Origin of the sequence: Pelagimonas sp. KU-00592-HH, from assembly GCF_040369695.1 — a bacterium.
In the GTDB taxonomy this organism is placed as follows: Bacteria; Pseudomonadota; Alphaproteobacteria; order Rhodobacterales; family Rhodobacteraceae; genus Shimia.
Map to the genome: position 1 here is coordinate 97,430 of NZ_BAABWM010000001.1, position 12,264 is coordinate 109,693.

The following is a 12,264-nucleotide window of genomic DNA, read 5'->3' on the forward strand; positions in this document are numbered from 1 at the left end:
CTTCGCCTCGTCTGCCTGTTGTTGAAGCATCGAGGCGGACGCACCCGCCCCAGCCTTATACCCACTATATATCGTAGCCGCTTTCTGGCAAGCCTCACGATATATGTGGCCACACATAAAGGGCTAGTTTGATTCCGTGACGCCCATATGACAGGCAGTCCGACACACGCAGACAAAAAGGCCGGTCCCGCAGGACCAGCCTTTTTGGAAATCACCGTCTGCCTTCAGGGCATTACCAGAACTTCAGGCCCCGCCCATCGAAGGTTTTGGAAAGGGCGATGGTAAAGCGCGTATCGTCCTGGGCAATCATCGAACCGATGCCCTGACGGCCAACGGCATTGGTCGCGCTGGCATCAATGCTGAAACCGGACTTGCCGATATTGTAACGCAGACCCGCCGCCCAAGTGGCCGTATCGCCATCAAGCCCAACCGGCGTCGCCTCGGCGATCAGCTCGAGCTTGTCGCTCACCTGATAGTTCACACCAAGACCAAGCCCCGCCATTTCGACGTTGCCGAACGCCCCCAGCTTGGGCGCAACCGTAAACACGAAACGATCACTCGATTTATAGCTCGCCATCGCGTCAACGTAGAACACGCCGACACCACCAACCAGCGGCTCTTTGTGACGACCAAACAGCATACGGCCGCTGAGCGAGAACGCATCGCCGTTGTTCTGATCCATGAAGCGCAGCTTCGGACCGATCATGTAACGCACTTCGGTGGTTGGCACGAGGGCCGCAGGCGCGGACGGGCTGTCCGAATATTTTTCGACAAACAGCTGGACTTCAGCATCCTGATCGGGGCTGAACGATATCCCGACACCACTGTTGCTGTCGCTGCCGCCCCAGACGGTGGCACGCACCATGCCCGGATCAAGAACATCGGCGCTGCCAACTGTAAAGCCGTCGTATTGCAGGTTGGCTTGACGACGTGTCACGACCGCAGGCTGACCGCGATAGCTGATCGGGAGGTTTGCGCCGGGGGTATAGACAAGGCGCAGGCCGGCAAGGATATCATCCCCATCCGGCCAGTGCGTCAGGACGCTTGTTGCAGGCGTAAGCCCTGCACCGTTCGTTACAAAGGCCTCAAGAGCGACTTTCGGGGTCACGTTGTAGCGGCCACCAATGGTTAGAACCGTATCCTTGGTATAGGCCGCAGTGCTATCCACATTATTTGCACCACTCAGGGCCGTCTCGGCAGAGGCAAAGAACGCCAGCCGTTCGGAGGGCTTGTAGCTTGCGCCCACTCCAACGCTGCCAACGGTGCCATAGTAAGGCTGACCGCCAACCGTATTGGGGAAGAAGGAAACGCCGGGCGTGATGTGGAATTCAAGCTGTTGCGAGGCCTTGATGGTGATCGGTGCCTTGAGCGCGCCGATCAGAACATGTTCGTTGCGGCCGCCATAAAGCGGGCCTTCCAGTGCAAAGAGGTTTTCTACCGAGGCCAGCGCCGCCATCGAAACGCGGCTGCCCTTGTAAACCTGGTACTTGGCCCAAAGCGCGCCGGTGTGCATCTTGATATCCGGGAAAGCGCCGTTGATCGGGCTGATCGTCGGATCCTGATAGGTTTGCAGGTCGAAACCAAAGGTCAGGCGGTCGGTGGGCGAATAGCTACCACCACCGAAATAAAGCTGGTTGCCGGTACCAGATCCCTTGCTGGGATCGGTCTGCATGGTGCCAACCGAAAGCTCGACCGTCCCCGCAGGGTTCATATTCGCGGTCTCGAGCGAGATCAGGCGGGTGGGATGGTTGTGCAGGGGAACCGTGCTGCTTTCAGCGACGGCCGCTGAAGCACCGGAGACGAAAGCCGCGGCCACGGCTGCCGCGAAAGTTGCGTTGCGTCGGGGAGATTTATGGGTCTTGGCGCTACGGCAATGCACGGGCGGGCTCCAATGTTTTGAATTCCTAGGGCTATCCCCCATCTATAGGCGGTCGCCCCGAATTGCGGAAAGGCTTTTTCAGAAATGCCGCCCTTGGGGGGCGGCATGGGTGTTATTTATGCAGAAATGTCACGCTCAGAAGCCAAGCTTGTCGCGCATGAAAGCCAGAGCCACCGAAAGACCGTCCGGCGCGATACCGTGGCCGGTGCCTTTCATGATGTGGGCATAGACATCCTTCCAGCCCGCCCCTTGCAGCGCTTCGGCGGCTTCCGGCAGCGATTGCACGGGCACCACGTCGTCCGCATCACCATGCACCAGCAGAACCGGCGGCTTGCTGACCACCTCGTCGGCAAGCAACTCGGGCGCAAGCAGACGGCCCGAGAAGGCCACGATCCCTGCCACCTCGTCTTCGCGGCGCGGGGCCACATGCAGGCTCATCATCGTGCCCTGGCTAAAGCCGAACAGAACAACCTGTTCCGGCAGGACATCCTCGTCCACCATCACCGCATCAAGAAAGGCGTTGAGATCATCCACCGCGGCCTGCATGCCGCGCATGGATTCTTCTTCGGACGAGCCGTCAATCCACGGGATCGGGAACCACTGGTACCCAAACGGCGCCCCTGCGCAGCTTTCGGGTGCGTCGGGCGCAAGGAAAAGCGTATCGGGCATGTGATCCGACAAGGGATCGGCCAGGCCAAGAAGGTCTGCCCCGTTCGCACCGTAACCGTGCAGGAAAATCACCACCGAACGGGTGGTGCCGGATTTCGGCTCTTTGCGGCCGGTGGTCAAAACGCGTGTCATCGGATTCCTTCCCTGTCCTTTGCAACACGGTAGTAGGCCCATAACAGCCGCGCCGCAACCGATCGCCATGGCGCCCAGTCTTCGGCCATTTGCCGCAGGTCGCGTTCCTTCGGGCGGGCCTCAAGATCAAACAGGATGCGCGCCGCTTCCTGCAGGGCAAGATCACCGGGGGCAAACACATCCGCCCGCCCCAGCGAAAACATCGCATAGATCTCGGCGGTCCATACGCCAATGCCACTGACTTCGGTCAGGGTCGCGATCACCTCATCCGTCGGGGCATCACGCAGGGCGCCATAGTTGATCCGTGCCTCGGCCAGCGCACGGGCATAGCGCACCTTCTGGCGGCTGAGACCAAGTGCGCGCAGGTCTTCGTCGCTGGCCCACATGATCTTGCGCGGCTCGGTCATCCGTGCGTCTTTCAGGCGCGTCCAGATCGCATTGGCAGAAGCGACGCTGACCTGCTGGCTGACAATGGCGCTCAGAAGCTGGGCAAACCCGTCCGGACGCAGACGCAAAGGCAGTGGCCCCGTCTGTTCAAGTGCCCTGGCAAAGCGCGCATCCTGCGCTGCCAGCCACGCCGCACCTTCCGCCACGCAATCGGACGTTTCGATTATCCTGCCAACCGCCACCCTGTTTCCCCTTCACGGCTTCATGATCTTATTGCATCAAATGATGTCCACAGGTGCTGGACGTCTCATTCTTAACAAGATAACGCTTGCGGCATGACACAAGCCACCGACATTTCGTCCACCGTAGATGACAGCCGCGCCAAACGCACGGTGATTATCCTCGTCCTCGCACAGGCCTTCCTGGGCGCCCAGATGCCGATGATCTTTACCATCGGGGGGCTGGCCGGACAGTCGCTGGCCACCAACGTCTGCTTTGCAACGCTTCCGATCTCCCTGATCGTGGTGGGCTCGATGCTCTCGGCGACACCGCTTTCTGCCATCATGCAGCGCTTTGGCCGTCGCGTCGGCTTTATGGTCGGCTCTGCCGGCGGCGCAATCGGTGGGGCAATCGGGGCTTACGGGCTCTACCTCAACAACTTTACCATCTTCCTGGTCGGCAGCTTCCTGACCGGTATCTACATGAGCGCGCAGGGGTTTTACCGCTTTGCAGCCGCCGACACGGCCTCTGATGATTTCCGCCCCAAGGCGATTTCCTACGTGATGGCTGGCGGTCTGGCCTCGGCCATCATCGGTCCGCAACTGGTCAAGGTCACCTCACAGTCGATGGTGATTCCCTTCCTTGGCACCTACCTTGCCGTGATTGCGATCAACGTGATCGGCTCGGCGCTGTTCCTGTTCATCAACATTCCGAAACCGGAAGCGCCCAAGGACGACGCCCCCAAGGGACGCACCCGCTGGCAACTGATCACCACGCCGCGCATCGCGGTGGCCGTGATCTGCGCCATGGTCAGCTATGCCCTGATGAACCTCGTGATGACCTCAACACCGCTGGCGGTTGTCGGTTGCGGCTTTGAACAGAACTCGGCCGCCGATGTCGTGACCGCTCACGTTCTGGCGATGTTTGCACCCTCGTTCTTCACTGGCCACCTGATCGCGCGTTTCGGCGTGGAAAAGATTGTGGCTGCGGGTCTCGTGATCCTTGCCGGCGCAGGGGCGGTTGCCCTTCAGGGCGTCGAACTCGAAAACTTCTTTATCGCCCTTATCCTGCTCGGCGTGGGCTGGAACTTTGGCTTCATCGGCGCGACCACCATGCTTGCCGGCGCCCACGAGCCACACGAGCGCGGACGGATGCAGGGCCTGAACGATCTCCTGGTCTTTGGCGGTGTGACGGTGGCTTCGCTGGCCTCCGGCGGGCTGATGAACTGTTCCGGCGGCAATCCGGTGGATGGCTGGATGTCGGTCAACCTCGCGATGGCCCCCTTCCTGATGCTGGCCGGTGGCGCGCTGATCTGGCTGACATTGCGCCCGTCCGAAGAGTAAGCGAGCCAGAGTTTTCTAGAAAGCTCTGTTGTCGGGACATCCTTCTAGAAGGATGTCCTACCACCGCCCAGTCAGGGCACGGCGCATCAAACTGGATTTCCTGGCAAATTCGCTGATCGCAAGCTCTCCGCGCGCAACACGCTCGGGCGCGGCCGCAGCCTGTTTGAGAACCGCCGCCGTCTGCCAGCCGGACAACAGCGCCTGTCCTGCCACGCGGGACACCCTGCCCCGTTGCGCCCGCGCTGACTTGAGACGTTCCAATGCCCCCTTGGCCAGCGCCGCAACGGCCTCTGGCCGCCCGTCCACCAGCGGCACACGGCCGCGCGCTTCCAGTTCGGGAATGGCCCGCAGCCAGTTGGCAATGCCCGAGGCATAGGCGAAATCGCGCACCACGCCCTCGTCGGCCTCACCAAGCGCCCGCGCAGCCACCAGCAGGAGATTGCCCGAGGTCTGATCGATGAAGGCTTCGAAATGCGCGGCATCTTCGAACGGGTCGCGGTAGATGTCCCACCGGCGCGCCACCACCACCGCGTCAAGCAGGCGGGCCTCTTCGGCACTGATCATCTCAGACAAGGGCGTCACCACCTCGTGGCGACGCACCGCGCCACCCTCGGCAATCTCGTCCAGCGCGTCACGCCACCATTGCAGGCGCATCTCGGCAATCATGGTCTCCTGCGTCACCCAGGGCGCGCGTGAAACCTCGACATTGAAGGCAAAGATCGAAAACAGGACCTCACGCGCACTGGGTTTGGCGGCCATCACCGCCAGAAACCGGTCCGGATCGCCCCGGTGGACGATCTCCGCGCAGGCGTTGAGGTCTTCTTCCTTCATTGCGCGGCCACCATCCGGTTGTGCACAAGCTTCCAGTTGATCGCGTCTTCCAGCGCCTGGAACGAGGCGTCGATGATATTGGCCGAGACGCCAACCGTCGACCACCGCCGCCCGGCCTCGTCCTCGAAGTCGATGATGACGCGGGTCACCGCCTCTATGCCGCCATTGGTGATGCGCACCTTGAAGTCGACAAGCTTCACGCCGTCGATTTCGGCCTGATAAGCGCCAAGGTCCATCTTGAGCGCCTGCCAGAGCGCATTGACCGGCCCCTTATCGTGCAACTCGTCGGCGTTTTCGTTCTTGAAATAGCTGGTAGTCTGCTTTCCGCCCGTCAGTTGAACCGTCACAACCGCTTCAGATTCCACGACAATATGGCCCCGCGCATTGCGGCGACGTTCGGAAATCACGCGATAGCGTTCCACGTCAAAAAAGGTTTCCCGCAGCCCCAACTCATCCCGCGCCAAGAGTTCGAAACTCGCCTGCGCGCTGTCATAGCTGTAGCCTTCGGCCTCGCGCTCCTTGATGCGGTTGAGGATACGCCCCAATGCGCCGTTGCCCTTTTCGACCACCAGACCGGCATCAGCAAGCCGCTTGCGCAGGTTCGACTGCCCGGCCTGGTTCGACATGGGGATGACCCGCTCATTGCCCACCACCGACGGCTCGATGTGTTCATAGGTGCTTGGGTCTTTCAGGATCGCGCTGGCGTGCAGACCCGCCTTGTGGGCAAAGGCCGAGGCCCCCACATAGGCCGCCTGTTTCATCGGCACCCGGTTCAGGATGTCGTCCAGAAGACGGCTGGCGCGGGTCAACCCTTCCAGTGCCGACATGCTGACGCCGATTTCGTATTTGCTTGCATAGGGTTCCTTGAGCAGCAAAGTCGGGATCAGGGTCGTCAGGTTGGCATTGCCACAGCGCTCCCCAAGCCCGTTGAGCGTGCCCTGCACCTGCCGCGCCCCTGCGTCGATGGCGGCGAGAGAGTTGGCCACCGCATGTTCGGTGTCATTGTGGGTGTGGATGCCCAGGTGGTCGCCGGGAATGCCGGCCGCGATCACCGCCTTGGTGATCTCATAGACCTCGCGCGGCAGGGCACCGCCGTTGGTGTCACACAGCACAATCCAGCGCGCGCCGGCCTCATAGGCCGCTTTGACGGCCTCAATCGCGTAGTCGGGGTTTGACTTGTAGCCATCGAAGAAATGCTCGGCGTCAAACAGGGCTTCGCGCCCCTGCGCCACCAGGTATTCCATTGTGCGGCGGATGTTTACGGTGTTTTCCTCAAGCGTGATGCCAAGCGCGGTATCGACGTGGAAATCATGGGTTTTGCCCACAAGACACACCGCAGGCGTGCCCGCGTTCATGACGGCGGCCAGCACATCGTCATTCTCGGCCGACATGCCCGCCCGCTTGGTCATGCCAAAGGCGGTGAAGGTGGCCTTCATCTTTGGCTTGGCCTCGAAGAACTCGCTGTCGGTCGGGTTGGCACCGGGCCAGCCGCCTTCGACATAGTCCACGCCCAACTCGTCCAGAACCGCCGCGATCTGCGCCTTTTCGGGGGTCGAGAACTGAACCCCTTGCGTCTGTTGCCCATCCCGCAGGGTGGTGTCGTAGAGATAAAGACGTTCTTTGGTCATTGGTCGCCCCCCTGAGTATTACCAGCCGGGCCGCCAGCGGCCCGGTTCGCCCCCGACCCGCCCCCCAGGGCGGGGGCGAATTCGCCCCCACCCTCGGCTCTGGGGCAAACCTGTGTTGCGAGCATCTTCATAGCAGCCCCTCCAGTTTCGAAACATCAAAGCCCGCCGCCGGCAGGAGCTCGACCCCGGCCTTGCTCATGCGCACTTCAACACCCGCCTCTGTCAACGCGGCCTTGATGCGGTCGACTTCCGAGAAGTCCTTGGTTTCCATCGCCTTGGCCCGCACATCTGCAAGCATCACCTCATAGGCGGACAGGTCCACACCTTCCGCCCAATCTCCAAGATCATCACTCAACAACCCAAGCAACGAGGCACCGGCCTTGAGGCCCGCGGCATCCCCTGCGCCCGCCAGTTTGTGCAACTCGGCAATGGCACCAGCCGTGTTCAGATCATCCGCAATCGCGGCCACGACACCTGCCGGAACCTCCGCGGCTTCGAAATCCGCCACCATACCGCGCCACTTGCGCAAGGTCGCCTCGGCCTCAGCCGCCTTCTTAGCGGTCCAGTCCATCGGCTTGCCGTAATGCGTCGACAGGAAGACGAAACGGATCACCTCGCCCGGAATGCCCTGTTCCAGAAGGTCATGCACGGTAAAGAAGTTGCCAAGGCTCTTGGACATTTTCTTGCCCTCGACCTGCAGCATTTCGTTGTGCAGCCAGTAGTTGGCAAATCCGCCCCCGTCCTCGGCATGACCCGAGGCACAGCAGCTTTGCGCGATCTCGTTTTCATGGTGCGGGAATTGCAGGTCATTGCCGCCACCGTGAATATCAAAGGACTCGCCTAGCAGGTCCTTGGACATGGCCGAGCATTCGATGTGCCAGCCCGGACGCCCGCGTCCCCACGGGCTGTCCCACCCCGGCAGATCGTCGGTAGAGGGCTTCCACAGGACGAAATCCATCGGGTCTTCCTTGTAGGGCGCCACCTCGACCCGCGCACCCGCGATCATGTCATCGACAGAGCGGCCGGAAAGTGCGCCGTAATGCTTGTAGGCACGCACGCGGAACAGGGCGTGGCCATCCTTGGCATAGGCAAACCCGTCCGCGATCAACCCTTCGATCATCTCGATCATCTGCGGTATGTACTGGGTTGCGCGGGGCATCTCGTTGGGCTCCATCGCGCCCAGAGCGCCCATGTCATCAAGATACCACTGCGTGGTCTCTGCCGTGATCTCGCCGATCTCGCGGCCGGACTCGGCGGCGCGGGCGTTAATCTTGTCGTCCACGTCGGTGAAGTTGCGCACATAGGTCACGTGCTCCGGTCCATAGACGTGACGCAGCAGGCGATAGAGCACGTCAAACACCACCACCGGACGCGCATTGCCGATATGGGCGCGGTCATAAACCGTGGGGCCACAGACATACATCCGCACATTGTCGGGATCGATCGGCGAAAAGACCTCTTTTTTGCGGGTCTTGGAGTTGTGGAGCTTGATCGTTGTCATGTCTCATCCTCGGGCGGCCAAAAGGCACGGTTACGCTCGGGGCGGGCTTAACAACTTCAGCTGATGTTTGGAATAGAAGAACGGCCCGCCAGATTGTCTCAGCAGGGAATGCAGCAAATAATGATGATGCGTGCAGTGTTCATGGCGGCGACCATAGCCAGCGGTTTGCGGGCGGTCAAGCACCCGCATGAAACGCTAAACAGCGCGGCTTGCGCCGCGCTGCTTTGGAGTGATCAGGCCGTGTTGCGTGAACACGTCAGACAATAGATCCGCTGCCCGTCGTCGCGCGCGGTTTCACGCACGACCAGACGTGCACGCGTCTTGCGCCCGAGGAAAATCGCCGGAAACGCTGGGCGACGGCCGGTTTGGGCAAGGATGGTCAGGGCGATCCCGCCCCCGATGATGCCAGCACCGCACCAGACCAGCGCCTCATAGCGTTCGCCAAGGAACACAACCGCCGACACCAGACCAACCGCCGCGGCGACATATCCGATCTGGCTAAGGAGGACCGGCCCGCCCACCTTCTGAAGGCGGAAGTAGGCCGGAAAGGTCAGGCCCGCGGCAATCGCCTGTATGATCGCAAGGCCCGGCACATCGACCAGCCTGCCCAACGGCACGTCGCCCGCCATCGCAAGCTGGACGGTCACAAGGCCAAGGATCGCCGCAAGATGGCTCCAGAACGCGAGCGCCAGAGGATGCACGCCCTCTGGCCAGTCGAGGGTGCGGTAGACGTTACCAACGGCCAGAACCACGGGGATCAGCAGCGCAACCAACGACCATGTCATGGCCCCGTCGCCAAGGCCGCCCCTGCCCCATGCCACCAGCAAGGCGCCAACCATGCCAAGCGTGATGCCTGCCACCCCAAGCCTGCCCGGCCCCCGCAGCCCCGCGAGAACCGACAGCGCAAGGGTGGTCACCGGCGACAGGGCAAACATCATCCCCACCTGCCCCGCGCCAACCAGCGGCACCAGCGCAAAGATCATCACGTTGATCAGGGCAAAACTCACAGCCCCCGAAATCACCACGTAGCGCAACGCCTGTCCACGCGGGACGGCCAGAACGCCCTTGGCCAGACCAAGCGGTAACAAAACGAGGCTCGCCCCTCCCGACACCACCATCGCCCAGATCAGCGGCGGCACCCCGGCGGCGGCCGCCATCTTGCCCAAGGGAAACGTCGCCCCAAGCAGCATGCCCGTCCACAACAACAGGCCTACAGGGTGATCCTTCAGATTACGCATAGCTGACCACCTCGAACTCGATGTCATCCGGGCCGTCGAAATAGAACCGGATACCGGGTTCATAGTCGCCGTGGCTGTGTGGCGTGTATCCTGCGGCTTTGACCTTGGCCTCAACCGCACCAAGATCGGCCACCACCACGCCGATGTGGTTCATGCCACCAATGCGCACATAGGTGTTGCCGGTCGGCTCAAGCCTCTTGTTGGGGGCGTAAAGCGCCAGATAGCTTTCGTCGTCGCCGACGTGCACGGTAAACCCGTTGTCCTTGGCTTCTCCTTCCCACCGCACATGCCATCCGAACAGCTCGCACAGGATCGCTGCGCTGGCCTTGGGGTTGGGGACGGTGATGTTGACGTGCTCAAGTTTCATGATGTGCCCTTTCCTTGGGGGTTGAATTGACTTGAAACCATCCTAATTCTTCAAGTTAACTTGAGGTCAAACGGAATTATTCAATGAAAACCAAAGCACTTGCACGCGCAGGTTTGACAATCGGGGATATTGCCGAACGGACGGGCCTTGCCCCCTCTGCCATCCGATTCTACGAGGAACGTGGTCTTGTCTTCCCGTTCCGCAACGCCGGCGGTCAGCGCCGCTATGATCGTGCGGACATCCGGCGCCTGTCTTTCGTGATGATCTCGCAGGGTCTTGGCTTTTCCATCGAAGAGATACGGGCCGCGCTTGCCACCCTCCCCGAAGGGCGCACCCCGACCAAACGCGACTGGGAGCGCATCTCGGCGCGGTTCCGACGCGATCTTGACCAACGCATCGCCCAGATGAACGCCCTGCGTGACAAGCTGGATGGCTGTATCGGCTGCGGCTGTCTCTCGCTTCAGAACTGCAAGCTCTACAACCCCGAAGACCGCGCCAACCGCAAGGGCAAGGGGCCGCGATACCTCTTGGGTGACTCGCCCGATACGCCGTGATTTGAGCGGAGGGCACGCTCCTGCAATCTCTCGGACCTTGATGGCATTCGGTGCCTTGATACGAACAGGAACGGGGTTCCCCCACATTCACCCGAATGGCATTCGGAAATTTCGACAAACCCGGAATAGGGTTTGACTTGCCCTGCCCGATTTGGCCCGATGGCCACCGATTAACGCGCAGGAGGACCACATGCAGCTTTCACAACGGATCACCCATCTCACCGGTGGCGGCTCGGACGGCTGGGACGTGTTCTACAAGGCCCGCCGCATGGTGGCCGAGGGCGTTCCGGTGGTGGAGCTGACCATTGGTGAACACGATATCCGCACCGATCCGGTGATCCTCGAAGCCATGGACCGCGCCGCCCTCAGCGGCCACACGGGCTATGCCATGGTGCCGGGCATCAAATCCCTGCGCGAGAACGTGGCCGCCCGCATCGAGGCCCGCACCGGCGTGCCGACAACCTTCGAGAACATCCTGATCACCCCCGGCGGCCAGTCTGCGCTGTTTGCCGCGCATATGGCGGCCTGCGATCAGGGCGACACGGCGCTTTACCTTGATCCCTACTATGCCACCTACCCCGGCGTGCTGCGCGGTGTCGGTGCCATTCCCCGCGCCATCCAGACCCGCGCCGAGGATGCCTTCCAGCCCCGTGCCGAGGACATCGCAGAGAATGCCCAAGGCGCGAAATCGCTGCTTATCAACACGCCCAACAACCCGACGGGCACGGTCTACAGCCGTGAAACCCTCGATGGCGTGGCCCTTGTCTGCGAGCAGCATGATCTCTGGCTGATTTCCGACGAAGTCTATGACACCCAGATCTGGGAGGGTGAACACATCAGCCCCCGTGCCCTGCCCGGCATGGCCGAGCGCACGCTGGTGGTTGGGTCGATGTCGAAATCCCACGCCATGACCGGCAGCCGCGTTGGCTGGATCTGCGGCCCCAAGGACGCGATCGAGCACCTGATCAACCTCGCCACGCACACCACTTACGGCGTGGCAGGCTTCATCCAGGACGCCGCCGACTTTGCCCTCAATCAGGGCAGCGCGCTGGAAAAAAAGATCGCGGAACCCTTCCGGCGCCGCCGCCTTCTGGCGATGGAGATCCTTGATGCGCAGAACATCGTCAAACCCATTCCAGCCCAAGGCGCGATGTATATCATGTTGGATATGCGCGCGACCGGCCTCTCGGGTGAAGATTTTGCCAACCAGCTTCTAGACACCCACAAGATTGCCGTCATGCCGGGCGAAAGCTTTGGTCAGGCGGCGGCGGGTCACATCCGCGTTGCCATGACCATCGACGACGATCGTTTTGCCCAAGCCCTGCGTACGCTCTGTGAATTTGCCGCTGATCTTGCCAATAATCGAGCATCCGCAGCCTGAAAACGACATCTGGTCGCTTTCCGCCCAGACTTGCGCGAATCTTCCAAAGACATACTGTGGTATACAGGAGGACGCGCATTGCAGGGCATTCGCAGCAAGATACAGCTGGTCATCGTGACCATCGGAGCCGAACGC

General features: G+C 61.5%; 11 protein-coding genes. 3 read left to right on the forward strand and 8 right to left on the reverse strand.

The features are described 5' to 3' along the window. Positions 1 to 232 precede the first annotated feature (232 nt). From ABWV42_RS00520 to ABWV42_RS00530, 3 genes are all read right to left on the reverse strand, one after another. Positions 233 to 1,816 carry a hypothetical protein gene (locus tag ABWV42_RS00520; protein ID WP_353338433.1) on the reverse strand — a complete coding sequence of 528 codons (1,584 nt, stop codon included), beginning with the start codon at positions 1,814 to 1,816 and terminating at the stop codon, positions 233 to 235. A gap of 198 nt (positions 1,817 to 2,014) precedes the next feature. Beyond that, the gene (locus ABWV42_RS00525; RefSeq protein ID WP_353338434.1) at positions 2,015 to 2,680 is read right to left on the reverse strand and encodes an alpha/beta hydrolase; all 666 of its coding nucleotides are present in this window, start codon (positions 2,678 to 2,680) and stop codon (positions 2,015 to 2,017) included. Next, a complete protein-coding gene (locus tag ABWV42_RS00530) occupies positions 2,677 to 3,309 on the reverse strand; it encodes a DNA-3-methyladenine glycosylase family protein (RefSeq protein ID WP_353338435.1) in 633 nt (210 codons plus the stop codon). Before ABWV42_RS00530 ends, ABWV42_RS00525 begins: the two co-directional genes overlap by 4 nt. Before the next feature lie 93 nt (positions 3,310 to 3,402). Between ABWV42_RS00530 and ABWV42_RS00535 the strand changes: the two genes are divergently transcribed. Continuing rightward, the gene (locus tag ABWV42_RS00535) at positions 3,403 to 4,629 is read left to right on the forward strand and encodes an MFS transporter (RefSeq protein ID WP_353338437.1); all 1,227 of its coding nucleotides are present in this window, start codon (positions 3,403 to 3,405) and stop codon (positions 4,627 to 4,629) included. A 57-nt stretch (positions 4,630 to 4,686) separates the two neighbouring features. On the opposite strand, the gene ABWV42_RS00540 is transcribed toward ABWV42_RS00535, so the two are convergent. The 5 genes from ABWV42_RS00540 to ABWV42_RS00560 form a co-directional block, all read right to left on the reverse strand. Beyond that, on the reverse strand, positions 4,687 to 5,460 hold the full coding sequence (locus ABWV42_RS00540; RefSeq protein WP_353338438.1) for a squalene/phytoene synthase family protein: 774 nt from the start codon (positions 5,458 to 5,460) through the stop codon (positions 4,687 to 4,689). Continuing rightward, positions 5,457 to 7,088 (reverse strand): citramalate synthase, encoded by a 1,632-nt coding sequence (gene cimA / locus ABWV42_RS00545; protein WP_353338439.1) that lies wholly within the window; start codon positions 7,086 to 7,088, stop codon positions 5,457 to 5,459. Before cimA ends, ABWV42_RS00540 begins: the two co-directional genes overlap by 4 nt. Before the next feature lie 127 nt (positions 7,089 to 7,215). Next, a complete protein-coding gene (cysS, locus tag ABWV42_RS00550; RefSeq protein ID WP_353338440.1) occupies positions 7,216 to 8,589 on the reverse strand; it encodes a cysteine--tRNA ligase in 1,374 nt (457 codons plus the stop codon). Between the two features lie 233 nt (positions 8,590 to 8,822). Further along, positions 8,823 to 9,827 (reverse strand): DMT family transporter, encoded by a 1,005-nt coding sequence (locus ABWV42_RS00555; RefSeq protein WP_353338441.1) that lies wholly within the window; start codon positions 9,825 to 9,827, stop codon positions 8,823 to 8,825. Then, positions 9,820 to 10,194, reverse strand: coding sequence for a VOC family protein (locus tag ABWV42_RS00560; RefSeq protein WP_353338442.1), 375 nt, complete (start codon positions 10,192 to 10,194; stop codon positions 9,820 to 9,822). Before ABWV42_RS00560 ends, ABWV42_RS00555 begins: the two co-directional genes overlap by 8 nt. 83 nt (positions 10,195 to 10,277) lie before the next feature. Between ABWV42_RS00560 and soxR the strand changes: the two genes are divergently transcribed. Together soxR and ABWV42_RS00570 are read left to right on the forward strand one after the other, a co-directional pair. Continuing rightward, positions 10,278 to 10,748 carry a redox-sensitive transcriptional activator SoxR gene (gene soxR, locus ABWV42_RS00565; RefSeq protein WP_353338443.1) on the forward strand — a complete coding sequence of 157 codons (471 nt, stop codon included), beginning with the start codon at positions 10,278 to 10,280 and terminating at the stop codon, positions 10,746 to 10,748. Positions 10,749 to 10,938: 190 nt separating this feature from the next. Continuing rightward, a complete protein-coding gene (locus ABWV42_RS00570; protein ID WP_353338444.1) occupies positions 10,939 to 12,129 on the forward strand; it encodes a pyridoxal phosphate-dependent aminotransferase in 1,191 nt (396 codons plus the stop codon). The last annotated feature ends 135 nt before the right edge of the window (positions 12,130 to 12,264 follow it).